This is a genomic window from Rhodopseudomonas boonkerdii (genome assembly GCF_021184025.1).
Lineage (GTDB): Bacteria > Pseudomonadota > Alphaproteobacteria > Rhizobiales > Xanthobacteraceae > Tardiphaga > Tardiphaga boonkerdii.
In genome coordinates this window covers 5133011-5150905 of sequence record NZ_CP036537.1, presented here as the reverse complement: position 1 = coordinate 5150905, position 17895 = coordinate 5133011, and the positions used below count along the sequence as shown (strand labels likewise).

The following is a 17895-nucleotide window of genomic DNA, read 5'->3' as shown; positions in this document are numbered from 1 at the left end:
CTAAGGGAGAGGTGAAAGACCGCGCGTCGCTGCGCATGCGTGGTGTGGGTGCACCTATGGCATCACCCCATCCACGATGCTATCTAGCAACCCATGGGATCGTTCCTTCAGACATTCATCCTTCCGATCGCGCTCGGCGCCGTGGCGCTGGTGTTGCTGCTTGGCCTCGCCAACATGATGCGTGGGGGCTCGCCGAATCGTTCCCAGCAACTGATGCGATGGCGTGTACTGCTGCAGTTCGTTGCCATCGTGCTCACGATGGCGACGCTGTTCGTATTGGGCCGGTGATCGTAGAATTTGCAGGATGGGTTGGGCGCAGCGATACCCATCGCCAGACGTGCCGGTTTCGATGGATGTCGCTGCGCTCAATCCATCCTATAGGGAAACGTCCATGGTCGTTCTCAACAAGATCTACACCCGCACCGGCGATGACGGCACCACGGCGCTCGGCACCGGAGAGCGGCGGCCGAAATACGATTTGCGCGTCAGTGCTTATGGCACGGTGGACGAGACCAACGCCGCCATCGGTGTCGTCCGTCTGCATCTCGCCCACGCGCCGGAGCTCGATCGGATGCTCGGACTGATCCAGAACGATCTGTTCGATCTCGGGGCCGACCTCGCGGTTCCCCAGCGCGAGGGCAAGGCCGAACGCTTGCGGGTGCTGGCCAGCCAGGTCGAACGGCTCGAGCGCGACATCGACTCGCTCAACGAGTCCCTGGCGCCGCTCACCTCGTTCATCCTGCCTGGAGGAAGCCCGGCTGCCGCGCATCTCCACGTCGCCCGGACCGTTTGCCGCCGGGCGGAACGGATCATGGTGGAACTCGCCGCCAATCCCGATGAACCGGTTTCCGATGCCGGCATCCAGTATATGAACCGGCTGTCCGATTTCCTGTTTGTTGCCAGTCGGGCAGAGAACGATAATGGCGCCCGGGACGTGCTTTGGATCCCCGGCGCCAACCGTTAAAATACCGCGCCTAGAGCCGTTCGATTTTCGGTTCACGCGCGTTGACCCCGGTTGGCGGGCGCTCTAGGTTCCGCGCCAAGCCGGCTTCAAAAGCTGCACTTATTCAAAATTCAACCGAAAGAGGATCGATGAAGGTTCTGGTACCGGTCAAGCGGGTGGTCGATTACAACGTCAAGGTTCGCGTCAAGGGCGACGGATCGGGCGTCGAACTCGCCAACGTCAAGATGTCGATGAATCCGTTCGACGAAATCGCCGTCGAGGAAGCCCTCCGTCTCAAGGAAGCCGGCAAGGCGACCGAAGTCGTTGTCGTGTCCATCGGGCCGCAGCAGGCCACCGAAACGCTGCGCACCGGCCTCGCCATGGGCGCCGATCGCGGCATCCTCGTGAAGGTCGAAGGCACCGTCGAGCCGCTCGCCGTCGCCAAGATTCTCAAGAAGGTCGCGGACGAAGAGCAGCCCGGCCTGATCATCCTCGGCAAGCAGGCGATCGACGACGACTCGAACCAGACCGGCCAGATGCTGGCCGCGTTGCTCGGTTGGGCGCAGGCGACCTTCGCCAACAAGCTCGTGGTCGAGGGCTCCGACATCACCGTGACCCGTGAAGTCGACGGCGGCCTGCAGACCGTGAAGGTCAAGGCGCCGGCGATCGTCACCACCGATCTTCGTCTCAACGAGCCGCGCTACGCCTCGCTGCCGAACATTATGAAGGCAAAGAAGAAGCCGATCGACGAGAAGACCGCCGACGGTTACGGCGTCGACGTTGCGCCGCGCCTTGAAGTCCTCAAGACCTCCGAACCGGCAGGCCGCAAGGCCGGCGTCAAAGTCAAGGACGTCGCCGAACTGGTGTCGAAGCTCAAGACCGAAGCCGGGGTGCTCTAATGGCTATTCTTCTTCTCGCAGATCACGACAACGCCTCGCTGAAGGATTCGACCAACAAGGTGCTCACCGCCGCCACCCAGATCGGCGGCGATGTGCATGTGCTGGTGGCCGGCCAGAATGCCAAGCCTGCCGCCGAAGCAGCCGCCAAGCTGAACGGCGTCGCCAAGGTGCTCTTGGCCGACAACGAAGCCTATGCCCACGATCTCGCCGAGCCGCTGGCTGCGCTGATCGTCAAGCTGGCCCCGGCCTATGACGTGATCATCGCCGCCGCCACCACGCGCTCGAAGAACACCATGCCGCGCGTCGCTGCCTTGCTCGACGTGATGCAGGTATCGGAGATCACCAAGGTGGTCGCGCCCGACACGTTCGAGCGCCCGATCTATGCCGGCAACGCGATCCAGACCGTGAAGTCGAAGGACGCCAAGAAAGTCATCACCGTCCGCACCTCCACCTTCGCAGCAGCCGGCGACGGCGGCAGCGCGTCGGTCGAGGATACGGCGGCGGCGGAGAATCCCGGCCTGTCGACCTTCGTCGGCGAGGATATGGCGAAGAGCGATCGTCCGGAACTGACCTCGGCGAAGATCATCGTTTCCGGTGGTCGTGCCATGCAGAGCCGCGAGAACTTCACCAAATATATCGAGCCGCTGGCCGATAAGCTCGGTGCCGGCGTTGGCGCTTCGCGTGCCGCGGTTGACGCTGGCTACGCGCCGAACGACTGGCAGGTTGGGCAGACTGGCAAGGTGGTCGCTCCGGAACTGTATGTCGCCATCGGCATTTCCGGCGCCATCCAGCACTTGGCCGGCATGAAGGACTCCAAGGTCATCGTCGCCATCAACAAGGACGAGGACGCCCCGATCTTCCAGGTTGCCGATTACGGCCTGGTCGCCGACCTCTACCAGGCGGTGCCGGAACTGACCGACGCGATCGGCAAATAAGGCACGTCAAACGCTGGAATTAACGACACCGGCCGGAGTACCTGACTCCGGCCGGTTTTTTATGGCATGATGCGCGCTTCGGGCCGTGATATGCGCGGTCCTGGGTTCCACAGACACAGACAAGATGGCGGTTATGATCAAGAAAGTCGGCGTGATCGGCTCGGGCCAGATGGGCAACGGTATCGCGCATGTGGCGGCGCTGGGCGGTTTCGACGTGGTGCTGAACGACGTCTCCGCCGATCGCCTGAAATCCGCGATGGCCACCATCACCGGCAACCTGACCCGTCAGGTGTCGAAGAAGGTCATCACCGAAGACGCCAAGAAGGGCGCGCTCGATCGCATCGCCTTGGTGGATACGCTGGACGAACTCGCCAGCTGCGATCTGGTGATCGAATCCGCGGTCGAGAAGGAAGAGACCAAGCGCAAGATTTTTCATGACCTCTGCGCGGTGCTGAAGCCGGAAACGATCGTCGCCTCCAACACCTCGTCGATCTCGATCACGCGCCTCGCGGCCTCCACCGACCGTCCGGAAAAATTCATCGGCATTCATTTCATGAATCCGGTGCCGGTCATGGAGCTGGTCGAGCTGATCCGCGGCATCGCGACCGACGACGCTACGTTCGATGCCTCGAAGGAATTCGTCACCAAGCTCGGCAAGCAGATCGCCGTTTCGGAGGATTTCCCGGCCTTCATCGTCAATCGTATTCTTCTGCCGATGATCAACGAGGCGATCTACACGCTGTATGAAGGCGTCGGCAATGTGGAAGCCATCGATATGGCGATGAAGCTCGGCGCGCATCATCCGATGGGCCCGCTCGAACTCGCCGATTTCATCGGCCTCGATACCTGTCTGTCGATCATGCAGGTGCTGCATGAAGGGCTCGCGGACTCCAAGTATCGTCCGTGCCCGCTGCTGGTGAAATATGTCGAAGCCGGTTGGCTCGGCCGCAAAACCCAGCGCGGCTTCTACGACTATCGCGGCGAAAAGCCGGTGCCGACGCGGTAACGCGCTGTGCCGTAGGGCGGATTAGGCGAAGCCGTAGTCCGCCGGCCGATGTCATTGTGGAAACGCCACGGCGGATTGCGCTTCGCTAATCCGCCCTACAGCCGCGGCGATCATCCCGTCGCCAGCTCAAATCCCTCATCCATCCATCCGGTGATTCCGCCGGCCATGATCTTCACCGGCAGGTTCAGCTCCGCGAGCCGCAAGGCGCCGCGGGCGGCGCCGTTGCAATGCGGGCCGGCGCAGTAGGTCACGAAGATCGTCCCTTCCGGCCATTCGCTCATCTTCGAGCGCACGATCTTGCCATGGGGCAGGTTGATCGCGCCGGGCACATGCCCACGGGCAAATAGCGCGGGGCCGCGGACGTCGAGCAGCACGAAATCGGCGCCCTTGGCGAGGGCGTCATGGACATCCCAGCAATCGGTTTCGAAGGCGAATTCGGCGGCGAAATGCTCGGCAGCGAGGGCGCTCGGGGCAGGCGGTACGGCAGTCACGGTAGTGTTCATGGCGGTCTCCTTTCGCCATGAAACGTCAGCCATTCCGCGTCCGTCTTGCAATTGGCGTGAATGACAATGTACGTAAAGATCATGCCAAATCGCACCGGACCTCTGGTGGCCGCGCTGCTCTATGACGGCCTCTGCACCTTCGAATTCGGCATCGTCGCCGAAATCTTTGGGCTGTCACGGCCTGAACTGGGCGATGGCTGGTACCGCTTCGCCAGTTGCGCCATCGAGGACGGGCCGCTGCGTGCCCATGGCGGCTTTTCCATTACCCCGGATTGCGGGCCGAAAATGATCGAGCAGGCCGACATCATCGTGGTGCCGGGCTGGCGCGGTGTCGATCATCCTGTCCCCGAAGACCTCTGTGGGCATCTCCGTGCCGCGCATGCCCGCGGAGCGCGGCTCGCCTCGCTCTGTTCCGGCGCCTTCGTTCTGGCAGCGACCGGCCTGCTGTCAGGTGGGACTGCGACAACGCATTGGCGCTACGCCGACAAGCTCCGCCAGCGTCATCCCGATATCGCGGTCGATGACGCTTCGCTCTATCGCGTGTATGACCGCGTCTATACTGCTGCGGGAAGCGCCGCCGGCATCGATCTCCTGATCGAGATCGTCCGTCAGGATTTTGGGCCGGCAGCTGCAAATTCGGTGGCGCGTCGTCTCGTGATGCCGGCGCACCGCACTGGCGGGCAGGCGCAGTTTCTCGAACGTCCAGTGGCCATTCGTGAAGGGCTGGAAATCGCGCCGTTGCTCGACCGCGTCCGCGCCGATCTCGCTAGCACTTGGAGCGTGGCGCGTATGGCAAAGCTGGCGCGCATGAGCCCGCGCACCTTCCTGCGCCGATTTTCCGAAGCAACAGGGCAGACGCCCGGCGACTGGCTTGCCGCCGAGCGCGTCACTGAAGCGAAACGCTTGCTGTGTCAGGGACAGGCGAGCATGGAGACCATCGCGATGGCGGTGGGCTTCGGCAGTGCGCATACGCTGCGCCATCACTTCCGCAGCAAGGTCGGCCTCAGTCCCGGCGACTACCGTGCGCGCTTCATGAGTGAGGCGCAGCCGTAGAGCCTGGTCGCCCTACGGATTCAGCATTCGCATCACCTGCACCATGCCCGGCACCATGGCCACGATCGTTGCCATGCCCATGATGACACCGCCGACATGCGCGATCGCCGACAATCGCGCGCTCTCCGTTCGAGAAACGATCATTGCAAGGCCTCGCATGCCTGTTCGATAAGGTCAGCTGCGCCGTCGAGCAGGTCGTCGGGATTGGAAAAATTGACGCGGAAACTCGGCGAGGCACCGTAGTCCTCTCCGGCCACCACCGACACGCCGGCGGCGTCGAGCAGATAGGCGGCGACATCGCGGTCGGTAACGATCTGCTGGCCGGCAGGCGTGTGTTTGCCGATCAGGCCGCTGCAGGACACCACCAGAAAGAATGTCCCTTCCGGCGCAGTGCAGGAAAGTCCCCCACATCGGTTGAGGCGCGCGACAAACCGGTCGCGTCGCTGGACGAGAATGGCGAGCCGTTCGCGACGCAAGTCCTGCGGTCCAGTCAAGGCAGCGATGGCCGCTGCCTGGCTGATCGACGACGGGCAGGATGTCGTTTGCGAGAGCAGTTTGCGGATTTCGCTCATCAGCGCTTTTGGACCTGCAGCATAGCCGAGCCGCCATCCCATCATGCCGTAGGTCTTGGCGACGCCGCTGACGGTGACGATGCGCGGCTTCAGCCGCGGCTGGACCTGCGCCAATGTCGCCGCCGCCTCGAACGCGAAGTGTTCGTAGAGTCCATCAGCGATGATGCCGATATTCGGATAGTGCAGCAGCACATCGGCCAGTGCAGCGAGATCGTCGCGGGAATAGACGGCGCCGGATGGATTGACGGGATTGTTGATGATCAGCCAGCGCGTGCGTTCGGAAATGGCGGCGGCCAGATCCGCGGGGCGCAGCCGGTAGCCGTTGTTTTGCGGGCACGGGACGATGACGGGCGTGCCGCCGGCCAGCCGCACCTGGTCGAGATAGGGCGCCCAATAGGGCGAGGGCACGATCACCTCGTCGCCGGGCGACAGCGTGGCGAAGAAGGTGAGGAAGATGGCCACGGTCGAGCCGCTGGTGGCGACGATCTCGTCATGGTCATAGTCCAGCCCGTGATCGCGCCGCAGCGCCGTGCTGATCGCCGCCTTGAGCGCCGGCGTGCCGTCTGCGTCGGTATAGCGCGTCTCGCCGCGCAAGGCCGCCGCATGGGCCGCGGCAATTACGTGGTCCGGGGTCGGAAAGTCCACATTGCCCGACGACAATTCGATGATGTCGCGACCGGCTTCGCGCAGTTCACGGGCCCGCTGTCGCAACCGTGCTGCGGGGGAGGCGGCAATCTCGCGAAGGCGCGGTGATAAAGCGATCATGGCGTTTACTGCACATATTGCGCGACGCCGTGACCGAACGACCAGTTCTCCGGCGGCACCTCGACGAGATTGATGAAGATGTCCTCCGGCCGCAGGCCCGGTCTGTCGGTCAGTTTCTCGACGATGCGCCTGTAGAGCGCCTGCTTCTGCTCACGCGACCGCGTGTTGCTGACGGTGGCCTGGATGATCACCAGGGCATCGCTGCGCTGGATGCCGAAATAGGTGGGATCGTAGATGAAATCGCCGTCGCCATGCTCGTGGATGGTGACGAAGCGGTCGTTCTCCGGGACGTTGAAAGTCTCCCGCAGCGCCTGATAGACGCCATCGGCAATGGCGGCGCGGTGGGTCTGCGAGGTGCCCTTCTTCAGCGAAATGCGGATCAGCGGCATCGTGGTCTCCTGTCGATCAATTCCGATCGAGCAAACGTAGCGCCGCATTGATCATTGGAAAATGATATGAAATAATATTTCAATGATGAGGATTTGAAATGGACCGCCCATGAAAGCGCTCGATATCGAGGCTGTGCAGGCCTTCGTCCTGGTGGCCGATCTCACCAGTTTCACGCGCGCCGCCGAGGCGATGGGCAGCACCCAGTCGGCCGTCAGTCTGAAGATCAAGCGGTTGGAGAGCGGCCTCGGCAAGCGGCTGCTGGAACGCACGCCGCGGCTGGTGCGGTTGTCCACCGAAGGGGCGGCTTTTCTCGGTTCGGCGCGCAACCTCGTGGCCGCGCATCAGTCGGCCATTGGCTCATTCGCCACCGAACGGCGACGACTGGTGGTCGGGATCAGCCATCACCTGGTGGGCGCCGATCTCGCCGATGTGCTGAAGCGCATGGGCGAGACCGATCCGTCGCTGGTGATCGAATTGCGGATCGAATCGTCGCGGGTCGTCCTGTCCGCCTATGACGCCGGCGATCTCGATGCGGCCATCGTGCTGCGCATCGACAAGCGCCGTGGCGATGGCGAGGTCTTGATGGAAGAACCGTTCGGCTGGATGGGCGCGCCGGATTTCCGGTACACGCCCGGGGAGCCGCTGCGCCTCGCGGCGCAGGCGGCGCCTTGCACGGTGCGCGCCGCGGCGGTGGCGGCGCTCGATGGCGCCGGCATTCCCTGGACCGAGGCCTTTGTCGGCGGCGGTGTCGCGACCATCGGTGCGGCGATCTCCGCGGGTCTCGCTGTCGGTGCCCTTGTCCGCCGTGTCGCTCCCGCCGGCAGCATCGATCTCGGTCCGCGGCTCGGTCTGCCGAAATTGCAGGATGCCGAGACCATGCTGCATTCGAGCCTGACCGATCCCCGTGCCCGCCATGCGCTGCGGACGCTGGGGGCGGCGTTCCGGGCGGGCGCCAGCTAGCTCAAATTTCGTTAACCCCGCATCGCTATACCGTCTCCACGTGTTTCGGAGTGTTTCGATGGATATGGCTCTGGTCGCCAGTGCGATGGCTATGAAGGCAGCGGGAACGCAGCAGCAGATCGCAACCTCGCTCATCAAGTCGAATGCCGACATGGAGCGTTCGACGGTGATGACCTTGCTCGAAGGCGCACAGCCGTCGCAGGCCAATCTCGGCGCCGGCATCGGCGGCAAGGTCGATATCGCCGCTTAAGGCGTCGGTCCATCCGGCCTTTCGTCGCCAGCCGCAGCCCCCGTCGTGCGAAAATGGCTCGGCGGCGCACCGATGATGCGCTTGAAAGCGCGGCTGAACGCTGCTTCCGATTCATAGCCCAGCCGGCGCGCCACGATCGCAATTTTCAGGCGGTCGCGGACCAGCCATTGCTTGGCTTCCTGCATCCGCAATTGTGCGACATAGCGTGCAGGTGTCTGGCCCACCACATTCGCGAAGCGGAGCGCAAAGGCCGAGCGCGACGCATGCATCACCTCGGCCAGCGCCTCGACAGTCCAGTCTCTGGTGGGCTCGCGATGGATCGCGGCGAGAACGCGCCCGATGCCGGGATCGCGCGCTGCGGCGACCCAGCCTGCGGAGCCGCAGCCCTTCTCCACCCAGTTGCGGATCAGGGCCGCGGCGATCACATCGGCGAGCCGGGTCAGCATGCCGCCGGCGCCGACGCGATCCAGTGCGAGTTCGGCCGTCATGGCTTCGAGCAAATGCGGGATGGCGGGCTCGTCGGTGGCGAGTTCGTGCATCTGCATCAGTTCGGGCATCATCAGAAGCAGCGGATGCTGGCTGTCGAGATTGAAGCTCATGCCGGCACCGAACAGCACGGTCTCCTCGCCGTCGCGGTTGCCGCCGACACAGGTATCGAGAATGCCGCAGCAGACCGGCTCGAACTGGCAATTTCCGACCGGCGCGGGAAAGGCGTCGGGCGAACTCGCCAGCGCGTGTTCGGCGCCGCGGGGCAGCAGCACCGCGTCGCCTTCCTCAAGGCGGACCCAGGGCTTATCCGCCGTCCGAAGCCAGCAGCCGCGCCCTGCAATGAAGTGGAATTGCGCCTTTGGCCGCGCGGGAAAGGACAGGCCCCATGGAGCTGTCATCCGGCAGCGCTTGTACTCGACGCCCTCGAGCTTCAGGCCCCGCAGCATTTCTGTCAGGGGGTGCGTTGCAGCATATCTGGACGAATGATCAAGCATCGCGGTGTTTCTAACATGGAAACTCCACGGGGTCACCGCCATCTCCGAGTTCCAATCCGGAGACCGCCATGACCGATTCTGCAACCACCGCACTCGATGCCGATATTTCCCCCGTAACGACCGAGCGGGCGGTTCCGGCCTGGGCGCCCGTCTTTTCCCTGATGCTCGGCGCTTTCAGTCAGGTCACCGCGGAATTCCTGCCGGCCAGCCTGCTCACGCCCATTGCCACCGATCTCGGCGTGTCGGTCGGCGCCGCCGGCCAGGTGGTCACGGCGACGTCGCTGGTCGGCATCGTGGCGGGGGTGGCCATGACCATCGTGACCCGCGCCATGGATCGCCGCCTCGTGTTGTGGATGCTGACGGCGCTGCTGATCGTATCCAACGTGTTGTCGGCCACGGCGGGCAGCCTGCCAGTCCTGCTGTTTGCCCGCGTGCTGCTCGGCATCAGTCTCAGCGGTTTCTGGGCGATGGCCACCGCCACCGCCATGCGGCTGGTGCCGGCGGAAGCGCTGCCGCGTGCGATCTCGCTGATCTTCAGCGGCGTGTCCATTGCCACCGTTAGCGCGGCGCCGATCGGCGCCTATCTCGGCGATCTCTGGGGCTGGCGCAACGTGTTCATGCTGGCGGCTGTCGTCAGTGGCGTCGTGCTCGTGTTCCAGATGCTGACCTTGCCGCGCCTGCCGCCACTCACATCGCCGGATGTGCGCACGTTGTTCGTGTTGCTGCGCCGGCCGAGCGTGCGGCTCGTGATGATTGCCGTCGGGCTCAGCATTTCCGGCCATTTTGCCGGCTTCACTTATATCCGGCATTTTCTCGAGCAGGTGCCTTTGCTGCCCGTCACCGCGATCTCGCTGGTCCTGCTGGCCTTTGGCGTCGGCGGCTTCATCGGCAATTTCGTCGGTGGGGCGCTGGTCGCACGCAGTGTGAAAGGCGCGATCGTCATGGCGTCTGCCGCCATCGCCGTGCTGGCGCTGGTGTTGTTCGTGGCCGGCAGTTCGGGCGTTGTTGCGGGTATCGCCGTCGGTCTGTGGGGCTTTGCCTTCGGTGCGCTGCCCGTGGGCTTCCAGACATGGATGGTGCGGGTGGCGTCTGACGAAGCCGAATCTGCCGGCGGCCTCCTGGTCTCGGCATTCCAGATCGCGATCACGCTTGGCGCGGTGATCGGCGGCATTCTGGTGGACGGTTTTGGACCGTTCGGCGCCGTGGGCTATCTCGCCGCAGCGACACTGGCAGGTGCATTGCTGGTGTCGCTGTCGCGTGATGGCGCGGTCAAGGCGTGATGACCTTCCATGCGTGACATGGCGCTGCCGATCCGGGGAAAGCCGGATCGGTGCGATCACAGGTCCACGATCGTCTTGAAGCCGCCGAAGATCATGCGCTTGCTGTCGAACGGCGGCGATTTCGGATCCATCATTTTCGCCATCCGCGGATCTGCCATCACCTTCTTGTTGATGCGGTCGCGGTCTTTGCGCGACTTGTAGAGAATATAAGAGAAGATCACCGTCTCGTCGGGCTTCATCTTCACGGCGCGGGGAAACGACGTCAACTTGCCAACCTGGACATCGTCGGCAACCGCCTCGCGATAGTCGAGCGCCCCGAATTCGCGCCAAATCTTGCCGCACTTGCGCGCGAGCTTGCGATAGGCGTCGACATTCTTCCTCGGCACCGCAATGATAAATCCGTCGATATAGGGCATCGGCTCTCCTCTCCTGACAAGCATTGTCGGCCGGCTGATGCGCCGGCTCTTGCAAGACGAATGCGTTGGCCTTGGTCCGACACGATGCGGGGAGAATTTGCGGTCGGATACGGCGGCGGTGTGTCGCAGGGCCGTAGGGCGGATTAGCCGAAGGCGTAATCCGCCGCCGACCGAGTGTGACGAAGAACGGCGGATTACGCTCCGCTAATCCGCCCTACGCTTCAATATCCCGCTGCCTTCGGCTTCACCGCGGCCTTGATCAGTTTTACCGCGTCCTCGCTGGCCCATTCAGCGGGGCCGGCGATGGTGGCGATCTCGCAGCCCTTGCCATCGATCAGCACCGAGGTCGGCATGCCCAATGCCCGGCCGACGCCTTTCAGCTCCTGGAACACCTTGGCGCTGGCATCGGTGAAGTAATCGAGCCGGGTGAGGTTGCCGTCCTTCAAGAAGGTCTTCGGCTTCTCGGCGTCGCGGGTGTCGATATTGATCGCCACCACCTGGAAGTCCGAGCCGCCAAGCTTCTGCTCGAGCTCATTGAGTGCCGGCATCTCCTTCCGGCACGGCACACACCAGGTGGCCCACAGGTTCAGCAGCACCGTGCGGCCGCGCCAGTTGGAAAGCTTGGTCGGCTGGCCCTCGGCATCCTTGAACTCCAGGTCCGGTAGCTTCAGCGGCGTTTTCGCCATGGTCAGCCCGGCCACCTCGCCGCGTGCCAGCGGCTCCAGCCGCTTGGCGGTCTCCACCGCCGGGAAGCAAGTCGGATCGCCCGGCTTGCCGCGCCAGAGGTCATCGATCCGTGCCACCACGACATAGCCGATCAGCACGCCGACCAGCACCGAGCCGAGCACGATCACGCGGCGTTTGCTGGGGCGAGGGGCGGGAGAGGCAGGCGTCTGATCGGGCGCCTGGGGGGCCTTGGGGTCTGTCATTCGGTCTCGGTTATGGCTATGCAACGGACAAACGATGGATGTATCCGTCACAGCGACGGATACAACGGATATCGATGGATGATCCGTCGGCTCCGCTTAAAGATGAGTGACAATTCATGGCTTCAGGCAAGGGCGGCAAGTCCGGCAGCAAAACGTCCAACAGCAACAAGATGTGGGGCGGCCTGTTCTCCGACAGCCCCGACGCGATCATGGAGGAAATCAACGTCTCCATCGACGTCGATCGCGCCTTGTATGCCCAGGATATTACCGCTTCCAAGGCCCATGCGGCGATGCTGGCCAAACAGGGCATCATCACCGCGAAAGATGCGAAAGATATCGCAAGCGGTCTAGACACGATCCTGTCAGAGATCGAGAGCGGCAAATTCACCTTCAAACGCGCCCTCGAGGACATTCACATGAATGTCGAGAGCCGCCTGGGCGAACTGATCGGCCCCGCCTCCGGCCGTCTGCACACCGCGCGTTCGCGCAACGACCAGGTTGCCACTGATTTCCGCCTGTTTGTCCGCGACACCGTCGACGAACTGGACGAGGCCTTCGCGTCGCTGCAGCGGGCGCTGGTCGACCGCGCGCTGGAACATGCCGACACGGTGATGCCCGGCTTCACGCATCTGCAGACCGCGCAGCCGGTCACCTTCGGTCACCATCTGCTGGCCTATGTTGAAATGGTCGCCCGCGACCGCAGCCGTTTTGCCGACGCACGCAAGCGTCTGAACGAAAGCCCGCTCGGCTCGGCTGCGCTGGCCGGCACTTCGTTCCCGATCGATCGCCACGCCACCGCCAAGGCGCTCGGCTTCGACCGCCCGATGAACAATTCGCTGGATGCGGTCTCTGACCGCGATTTCGTGCTGGAAACGCTGTCGGCTGCGTCCATCGCCGCCGTGCATCTGTCGCGCTTCGCCGAGGAAATCGTGATCTGGACCTCGCCGCTGGTCGGCCTCGTCCGTCTCTCGGACAAGTTCACCACCGGCTCCTCGATCATGCCGCAGAAGCGCAATCCGGATGCCGCCGAACTGGTGCGTGCCAAGACCGGCCGCGTGATCGGTTCGCTCAATGGCCTGCTGATCGTCATGAAGGGTCTGCCGCTGGCCTATCAGAAGGACATGCAGGAGGACAAAGCCGGTGCCATGGAAGCCTATACGGCGCTGTCGCTGTCGATCCGCGCCATTGCCGGCATGGTCCGCGATCTCGTGCCGAACGAGGCCGCCATGAAGGCAGCGGCCGGCGAGGGCTATGCCACCGCCACCGATCTGGCCGACTGGCTGGTGCGGACGCTGAAGATGCCGTTCCGCGAGGCGCATCATGTCACCGGCCGTATCGTCGGCATTGCGACGAAGAAGGGCGTGGCGCTGCATGAGCTCGATCTCGCCGAAATGCAGGCCGTGGAGCCGAAAATCACCGCGGAGGTGATGAAGGTCCTGTCGGTGGAGTCCTCGGTGAAGAGCCGCGTCAGCTATGGCGGCACGGCGCCGAAAAATGTCGCCGCGCAGGCCAAGGCCTGGCTCAAGCGTCTGGAAAAAGACAAGAAATCGCGCTGATGCTTCTGCACCTCTCCCCGGTGGGGAGAGGTGAAAAGTCAACCTCTCGCCACGGCCCGGCATACTTTGTATGGTGTGTCAGCATTTGGGGATTTCGCTGTGACTCGTTCGACCCGCCCGGCACGCGCACCTTCGCGCACTCCTTGGGCCCTTATCGTTCTGACCGTTTCCGCTCTCGCGCTCGGCGCCTGTGGCCGCAAGGGCGGTCTCGATCTGCCGCCGCAGGCGGCGGCGACGCCGATGGGCACTCCTGCGGTCAATGCCGATAACTCGGCCGCGAACAAGGGCAACGCGCTCACCTCGTCCAACCAGCCGGACGACGTGCAGGCTGCGCGCGGCCGCAAACGGTCGTTCTTCCTCGATCCGCTGCTGGACTAGAACGCCATGCGCCATTTTGACTATCAGAACGGCGTGCTGCACGCCGAAGGCGTCGATATTGCCGAGATGGCAGATACCGTCGGCACCCCGTTCTATTGCTACTCCACTGCCACGCTGGAGCGGCACTATCGCGTTTTCGCCGACGCCTTTGCCGATACCAAGGCGCTGGTCTGCTATGCCATGAAGGCGAATTCCAACCAGTCGGTGCTGCGTACACTCGCCAAGCTCGGCGCCGGTGCCGATGTCGTCTCCGGCGGTGAATTGAAGCGTGCCCGCGCGGCCGGCATTCCCGCCAGCAAGATCGTGTTTTCCGGCGTCGGCAAGACCGAGGCTGAGCTGCGTCTTGCGCTGGGCGAAGATATTCTCTGCCTCAACATCGAATCCGAGCCCGAGCTCGAATTGCTGTCGAAGCTTGCCGCGGCGATGGGGCGCACCGCGCGCATCTCGATCCGGGTGAATCCGGACGTCGATTCAGGCACCCATGCCAAGATTTCCACGGGCAAGTCGGAGAACAAGTTCGGCATTCCGATCAGCAAGGCCCGCGAAGTCTATGCGCGCGCCGCAAAACTGCCGGGCATCAAGGTCACCGGCGTCGACATGCATATCGGCAGCCAGATCATCGATCTCGCGCCGATGGAGCAGGCATTCCGCATTCTCGCCGATTTCGTCACCGTGCTGCGCAATGACGGCCACACGATCGACCACGTCGATTTCGGCGGTGGTCTCGGCATTCCCTATTATGAAGACCGTGCCGCGCCGCCGGAGCCGTTGGCCTATGCGGCGATGGTCAAGCGCGTCACGCACAATCTCGGCTGCACGCTGATGTTTGAGCCGGGTCGCATGATCGTTGGCAATGCCGGCATTCTGGTCGCGCGCGTCATTCATGTGAAGCATGGCGACGGCAAGACGTTTGTGATCATCGATGCCGCGATGAACGATCTGATCCGGCCGACGCTATACGAGGCCTATCACGAGATTTTGCCGGTGGCGGAAGCGGTGCCCGGTGCGAAGCTGACGGCCGTTGATGTGGTCGGTCCGGTCTGCGAAACCGGCGATTATCTCGCGCTGGATCGCAAGCTGCCGGAGCTGAAATCCGGCGATCTCATCGCCATCATGACCGCCGGCGCTTATGGTGCCGTGCAGGCCTGCACCTACAACACCCGCGCGCTGGTGCCGGAAGTGCTGGTGAAGGACGATCGATATGCGGTGGTGCGGCCGCGGATTGAGGTCGAGGACCTGATCGCGATGGACAAGCCCGCGCCCTGGCTGTGAGCGTCTAGCGGAGGCGCTCCGCTTTTCCCTCCCCGCTGCGCAGCTGCGCTGCTTGGGGGAGGGAAACCACCCGACGCGGTGCGTCTCACGCCATCGTGACCCGCCCATGGTTCCCCGCTTCGCCGGCCCCACCCTTGCATGTGATTTCCTGCCCTGTCGCACATGCCTCATTACCGCCGTCGTGCTAGGGTGAGCTTCGGTAACCGCGGAGATCGTCGTTGAGCGCCACGCCACCCGTCCGCCCAGAGACCCCACTCGACGCGCAGAGCATGGCGCAGCTTCAGCTTGCCCAGGCGTTGCAGCGGGCGCGGTGGTCGATCGGCTGGGAGCGGGCATGGCCGTCGCTGGCGCGCTTGCTCTCCGTTGTCGGCCTGTTTCTCGTGGTTTCCTGGGCTGGCCTCTGGCTGGCGCTGTCGCCGATTTCGCGCACTGTTGTGCTTGTGCTGTTCGTCGTCGCGTTGATCGCCGCCTCGTATCCGCTCATCCGTTTCCGGTGGCCGACCCGCGAGGAAGGCCTCGCCAGGCTCGACCGCGGCTCGGGCATCCGCCATCGCCCGGCCACCGCGCTCACCGACACGCTGGCCTCGCAGGATCCGCTCGCGCGCGCGCTCTGGCAGGTGCAGCGCGAACGCACGCTGGCCTCGCTGAAGCGCATCCGTGCCGGGATGCCGTCGCCGCGATTGCCGCTGCATGATCCGTGGGCGCTGCGGGCGCTGGTGCTCGTGTTGCTGGTAGCTACCTGGTTCGCCGCGTCGGGGGAACGCGGCGCGCGCATCATGGCCGCGTTCGACTGGAACGGCGTCATCGCGCCATCCAATGTCCGCGTCGATGCCTGGGTCAATCCGCCGCCTTATACGGCGAAGCCGCCGATCATCCTTTCGGCCGCGAACAAGGACGCGGCGCATACGGATGCGGCGGCGATGGCGGTGCCATCGGGCTCGACGCTGATCGTGCGTTCCAGCGGCGGCGCACCGGATGTCGTGCTCACCGGGGGAGTTGCAGAAGCCGCGCCCGCCGCCGATGCGCCGGCCGGCACCAGCGAGAAGCACTACACCATTACTGGCGACGGCACCGCGCAGGTCCGCGCGCCTGCGGGGCAGCCGGTGTGGAAATTCACCGCTACCGCCGACCGTCCGCCGACCATCTCCCTTGCAAAGGACCCCGAGCGTCAGGCGCGCGGCTCGCTGCTGCTCGCCTACAAGCTCGAGGACGATTACGGCGTCACCGAAGCCCACGCGCAATTCGCTGCGAAGCCGGGCGACGGCAAGGGCGCCAAGCCGCGTCCGCTGTTCGATCCGCCGTCCTTCTCGCTGGTGCTGCCCAATGCGCGCACCCGCAACGGCATCGGCCAGACGGTGAAGGATCTGTCCGAAGATCCCTATGCCGGCGCCGAGGTGATGCTGACGCTTACGGCCAAGGACGAGTCCGGCAATGAAGGCCGGAGCGAGGCTGTCGCAACGCGCCTGCCGGAGCGTCTGTTCACCAAGCCGGTGCCGCGCGCGCTGATCGAGCAGCGGCGCAATCTTGCGCTCGATGCCAATTACAAGGATCAGATCGTCTTCGCGCTGGAAGCGCTGCTGATCGCGCCGGAAGCCTTCACGCCGGAGGCCGGTCACTATCTCGGCCTGCGCAGCGTTCTCGTCCAGGCCCAGCGCGCCCGCACCGATGCCGCTCTGAAGGAGCTTGTCGCCAGCCTGTGGTCGCTCGCCGTCACCATCGAGGACGGCGACATTACCGATGTCGACAAGGCGCTGCGTGCGGCGCAGGACGCCCTCAAGCAGGCGCTTGAGCGCGGCGCCAGCGACGAGGAGATCAAGAAGCTCACCGAGAATCTGAGGGCGGCGCTGGACAAGTTCCTCAAGCAGCTCGCCGAGCAGATGAAGCAGAATCCGCAGCAGCTCGCGCGCCCGCTCGACAAGAACACGCGGGTGATGCGGCAGCAGGATCTGAACAACATGATCGAGCGCATGGAGCGGCTGTCGCGCTCCGGCGACAAGGATGCTGCCCGGCAGTTGCTCGAACAGATGCAGCAGATGCTGGAAAACCTGCAGATGGCGCAGCCCGGCCAGGGCGGCGACGACGAGATGCAGCAGTCGATGAACGAACTCAACGACATGATCCGCAAGCAGCAGCAGCTTCGCGACAAGACCTTCAAGGAAGGCCAGGACCAGCGCGGCGAGCGCCGCCGCGGGCAGCGCGGCGACAAGAGCATGGGCGATCTGCAGCAGGATCAGCAGAGCCTGCGCGATCGACTCAAGAAGCTGCAGGAGCAGCTCGCACGCCAGGGCATGGGCCAAGGGCAAAAGGGACAGAAGGGCCAGCAGGGGCAACAGGGCCAGCAAGGTCAGGGACAGCAGGGCCAGTCCGGCGATCAGGATGGCGACGACGGTGACGGGCTCGGTGATGCCGATGGAGCCATGGGCGATGCCGGGGGCCAGCTCGGCGAAGGCGATGCTGATGGCGCCGTCGGCTCGCAGGGTCGCGCGCTCGAAGCGCTCCGCAAGGGCGCGCAGAGTCTCGCCCAGCAGATGCAGCAGGGCGAGGGCGAAGGTGGGCAGGACGGCCCGGGCAACAATCCCGGCCGCCAGCAGGGCGCGGCGCGCAACAGCGATCCGCTTGGCCGCCCGCTGCGTGGCCGCGATCTCGGTGACGATCTGTCAGTGAAAATTCCCGGCGAGATCGACGTGCAGCGCGTGCGCCGGATTCTCGAAGAACTGCGTCGCCGCCTCGGCGATACCACGCGCCCGCAGCTCGAGCTGGATTATATCGAGCGGCTGCTGAAGGATTATTGAACCAGTACGTTAT

20 protein-coding genes are annotated in these 17895 nt (G+C 64.2%); 13 read left to right on the top strand and 7 right to left on the bottom strand.

Annotated features, from left to right (window positions below):
• Positions 1 to 93: 93 nt before the first annotated feature.
• The 5 genes from E0H22_RS23665 (at position 94) to E0H22_RS23645 (ending at position 3783) form a co-directional block, all read left to right on the top strand.
• Entirely contained in the window at positions 94 to 288 is a 195-nt protein-coding gene (locus E0H22_RS23665; protein ID WP_233023383.1) for a twin transmembrane helix small protein, read from the top strand.
• Between the two features lie 103 nt (positions 289 to 391).
• Entirely contained in the window at positions 392 to 964 is a 573-nt protein-coding gene (locus E0H22_RS23660; RefSeq protein WP_233023382.1) for a cob(I)yrinic acid a,c-diamide adenosyltransferase, read from the top strand.
• A gap of 128 nt (positions 965 to 1092) precedes the next feature.
• Positions 1093 to 1842 carry an electron transfer flavoprotein subunit beta/FixA family protein gene (locus E0H22_RS23655; protein ID WP_233023381.1) on the top strand — a complete coding sequence of 250 codons (750 nt, stop codon included), beginning with the start codon at positions 1093 to 1095 and terminating at the stop codon, positions 1840 to 1842.
• Positions 1842 to 2777, top strand: coding sequence for an electron transfer flavoprotein subunit alpha/FixB family protein (locus E0H22_RS23650; protein WP_233023380.1), 936 nt, complete (start codon positions 1842 to 1844; stop codon positions 2775 to 2777). The genes E0H22_RS23655 and E0H22_RS23650 overlap by 1 nt, the downstream gene beginning before the upstream one ends.
• Before the next feature lie 124 nt (positions 2778 to 2901).
• The gene (locus E0H22_RS23645; protein WP_233023379.1) at positions 2902 to 3783 is read left to right on the top strand and encodes a 3-hydroxybutyryl-CoA dehydrogenase; all 882 of its coding nucleotides are present in this window, start codon (positions 2902 to 2904) and stop codon (positions 3781 to 3783) included.
• 110 nt (positions 3784 to 3893) lie between these two features.
• Here the strand turns inward: E0H22_RS23645 and E0H22_RS23640 are convergent, their stop codons facing one another.
• Positions 3894 to 4286, bottom strand: coding sequence for a rhodanese-like domain-containing protein (locus E0H22_RS23640; protein ID WP_233023378.1), 393 nt, complete (start codon positions 4284 to 4286; stop codon positions 3894 to 3896).
• A gap of 81 nt (positions 4287 to 4367) precedes the next feature.
• Between E0H22_RS23640 and ftrA the strand changes: the two genes are divergently transcribed.
• Positions 4368 to 5339: a transcriptional regulator FtrA gene (gene ftrA, locus E0H22_RS23635; RefSeq protein WP_233023377.1), complete on the top strand. Its 972-nt coding sequence runs from the start codon at positions 4368 to 4370 to the stop codon at positions 5337 to 5339.
• A gap of 12 nt (positions 5340 to 5351) precedes the next feature.
• Here ftrA and E0H22_RS25980 read toward each other — a convergent pair whose 3' ends face one another.
• The 3 genes from E0H22_RS25980 to E0H22_RS23625 are packed head-to-tail and all read right to left on the bottom strand — an operon-like array spanning position 5352 to position 7065.
• Positions 5352 to 5483 carry a hypothetical protein gene (locus E0H22_RS25980; RefSeq protein WP_283818758.1) on the bottom strand — a complete coding sequence of 44 codons (132 nt, stop codon included), beginning with the start codon at positions 5481 to 5483 and terminating at the stop codon, positions 5352 to 5354.
• Positions 5480 to 6676: an aminotransferase class I/II-fold pyridoxal phosphate-dependent enzyme gene (locus E0H22_RS23630; RefSeq protein WP_233023376.1), complete on the bottom strand. Its 1197-nt coding sequence runs from the start codon at positions 6674 to 6676 to the stop codon at positions 5480 to 5482. Before E0H22_RS23630 ends, E0H22_RS25980 begins: the two co-directional genes overlap by 4 nt.
• A gap of 5 nt (positions 6677 to 6681) precedes the next feature.
• Positions 6682 to 7065 (bottom strand): tautomerase family protein, encoded by a 384-nt coding sequence (locus tag E0H22_RS23625; RefSeq protein WP_233023375.1) that lies wholly within the window; start codon positions 7063 to 7065, stop codon positions 6682 to 6684.
• Positions 7066 to 7174: 109 nt separating this feature from the next.
• Here E0H22_RS23625 and E0H22_RS23620 point away from each other — a divergent pair, with 109 nt between their 5' ends.
• On the top strand, positions 7175 to 8026 hold the full coding sequence (locus E0H22_RS23620) for a LysR family transcriptional regulator (protein WP_233023374.1): 852 nt from the start codon (positions 7175 to 7177) through the stop codon (positions 8024 to 8026).
• A 58-nt stretch (positions 8027 to 8084) separates the two neighbouring features.
• Complete coding sequence (locus E0H22_RS23615) at positions 8085 to 8276, top strand: putative motility protein (protein WP_233023373.1); 192 nt, start codon at positions 8085 to 8087, stop codon at positions 8274 to 8276.
• Here the strand turns inward: E0H22_RS23615 and E0H22_RS23610 are convergent.
• Positions 8273 to 9259: an AraC family transcriptional regulator gene (locus tag E0H22_RS23610; RefSeq protein ID WP_233023372.1), complete on the bottom strand. Its 987-nt coding sequence runs from the start codon at positions 9257 to 9259 to the stop codon at positions 8273 to 8275. The two genes, E0H22_RS23615 and E0H22_RS23610, sit on opposite strands and share 4 nt — an antisense overlap.
• Positions 9260 to 9327: 68 nt before the next feature.
• Here E0H22_RS23610 and E0H22_RS23605 point away from each other — a divergent pair, with 68 nt between their 5' ends.
• Positions 9328 to 10539, top strand: coding sequence for an MFS transporter (locus E0H22_RS23605; RefSeq protein WP_233023371.1), 1212 nt, complete (start codon positions 9328 to 9330; stop codon positions 10537 to 10539).
• Positions 10540 to 10595: 56 nt separating this feature from the next.
• Here E0H22_RS23605 and E0H22_RS23600 read toward each other — a convergent pair whose 3' ends face one another.
• Complete coding sequence (locus E0H22_RS23600; protein ID WP_233023370.1) at positions 10596 to 10955, bottom strand: DUF1428 domain-containing protein; 360 nt, start codon at positions 10953 to 10955, stop codon at positions 10596 to 10598.
• A 221-nt stretch (positions 10956 to 11176) separates the two neighbouring features.
• Complete coding sequence (gene tlpA, locus E0H22_RS23595) at positions 11177 to 11884, bottom strand: thiol:disulfide interchange protein TlpA (protein WP_233023369.1); 708 nt, start codon at positions 11882 to 11884, stop codon at positions 11177 to 11179.
• A gap of 116 nt (positions 11885 to 12000) precedes the next feature.
• Between tlpA and argH the strand changes: the two genes are divergently transcribed.
• The 4 genes from argH (at position 12001) to E0H22_RS23575 (ending at position 17882) form a co-directional block, all read left to right on the top strand.
• Positions 12001 to 13440, top strand: coding sequence for an argininosuccinate lyase (argH, locus tag E0H22_RS23590; RefSeq protein ID WP_233023368.1), 1440 nt, complete (start codon positions 12001 to 12003; stop codon positions 13438 to 13440).
• Between the two features lie 99 nt (positions 13441 to 13539).
• Positions 13540 to 13818, top strand: coding sequence for an LPS translocon maturation chaperone LptM (gene lptM, locus E0H22_RS23585; RefSeq protein WP_233023367.1), 279 nt, complete (start codon positions 13540 to 13542; stop codon positions 13816 to 13818).
• A gap of 6 nt (positions 13819 to 13824) precedes the next feature.
• Positions 13825 to 15090: a diaminopimelate decarboxylase gene (lysA, locus tag E0H22_RS23580; RefSeq protein ID WP_233023366.1), complete on the top strand. Its 1266-nt coding sequence runs from the start codon at positions 13825 to 13827 to the stop codon at positions 15088 to 15090.
• Positions 15091 to 15359: 269 nt separating this feature from the next.
• Positions 15360 to 17882 (top strand): TIGR02302 family protein, encoded by a 2523-nt coding sequence (locus E0H22_RS23575; RefSeq protein ID WP_233026522.1) that lies wholly within the window; start codon positions 15360 to 15362, stop codon positions 17880 to 17882.
• The last annotated feature ends 13 nt before the right edge of the window (positions 17883 to 17895 follow it).

Coding starts and splice junctions, on each gene's coding strand:
- argH (WP_233023368.1), top strand. CDS start 12,001: ATGGCTTCAGGCAAGGGCGGCAAGTCCGGCAGCAAAACGTCCAACAGC.
- ftrA (WP_233023377.1), top strand. CDS start 4,368: ATGCCAAATCGCACCGGACCTCTGGTGGCCGCGCTGCTCTATGACGGC.
- E0H22_RS23660 (WP_233023382.1), top strand. CDS start 392: ATGGTCGTTCTCAACAAGATCTACACCCGCACCGGCGATGACGGCACC.
- E0H22_RS23650 (WP_233023380.1), top strand. CDS start 1,842: ATGGCTATTCTTCTTCTCGCAGATCACGACAACGCCTCGCTGAAGGAT.
- lysA (WP_233023366.1), top strand. CDS start 13,825: ATGCGCCATTTTGACTATCAGAACGGCGTGCTGCACGCCGAAGGCGTC.
- E0H22_RS23645 (WP_233023379.1), top strand. CDS start 2,902: ATGGCGGTTATGATCAAGAAAGTCGGCGTGATCGGCTCGGGCCAGATG.
- E0H22_RS23625 (WP_233023375.1), bottom strand. CDS start 7,065: ATGCCGCTGATCCGCATTTCGCTGAAGAAGGGCACCTCGCAGACCCAC.
- E0H22_RS23655 (WP_233023381.1), top strand. CDS start 1,093: ATGAAGGTTCTGGTACCGGTCAAGCGGGTGGTCGATTACAACGTCAAG.
- E0H22_RS23665 (WP_233023383.1), top strand. CDS start 94: ATGGGATCGTTCCTTCAGACATTCATCCTTCCGATCGCGCTCGGCGCC.
- E0H22_RS23600 (WP_233023370.1), bottom strand. CDS start 10,955: ATGCCCTATATCGACGGATTTATCATTGCGGTGCCGAGGAAGAATGTC.
- tlpA (WP_233023369.1), bottom strand. CDS start 11,884: ATGACAGACCCCAAGGCCCCCCAGGCGCCCGATCAGACGCCTGCCTCT.
- E0H22_RS23640 (WP_233023378.1), bottom strand. CDS start 4,286: ATGAACACTACCGTGACTGCCGTACCGCCTGCCCCGAGCGCCCTCGCT.
- E0H22_RS23615 (WP_233023373.1), top strand. CDS start 8,085: ATGGATATGGCTCTGGTCGCCAGTGCGATGGCTATGAAGGCAGCGGGA.
- E0H22_RS23630 (WP_233023376.1), bottom strand. CDS start 6,676: ATGATCGCTTTATCACCGCGCCTTCGCGAGATTGCCGCCTCCCCCGCA.
- E0H22_RS23610 (WP_233023372.1), bottom strand. CDS start 9,259: ATGCTTGATCATTCGTCCAGATATGCTGCAACGCACCCCCTGACAGAA.
- E0H22_RS23575 (WP_233026522.1), top strand. CDS start 15,360: ATGGCGCAGCTTCAGCTTGCCCAGGCGTTGCAGCGGGCGCGGTGGTCG.
- E0H22_RS25980 (WP_283818758.1), bottom strand. CDS start 5,483: ATGATCGTTTCTCGAACGGAGAGCGCGCGATTGTCGGCGATCGCGCAT.
- E0H22_RS23605 (WP_233023371.1), top strand. CDS start 9,328: ATGACCGATTCTGCAACCACCGCACTCGATGCCGATATTTCCCCCGTA.
- E0H22_RS23620 (WP_233023374.1), top strand. CDS start 7,175: ATGAAAGCGCTCGATATCGAGGCTGTGCAGGCCTTCGTCCTGGTGGCC.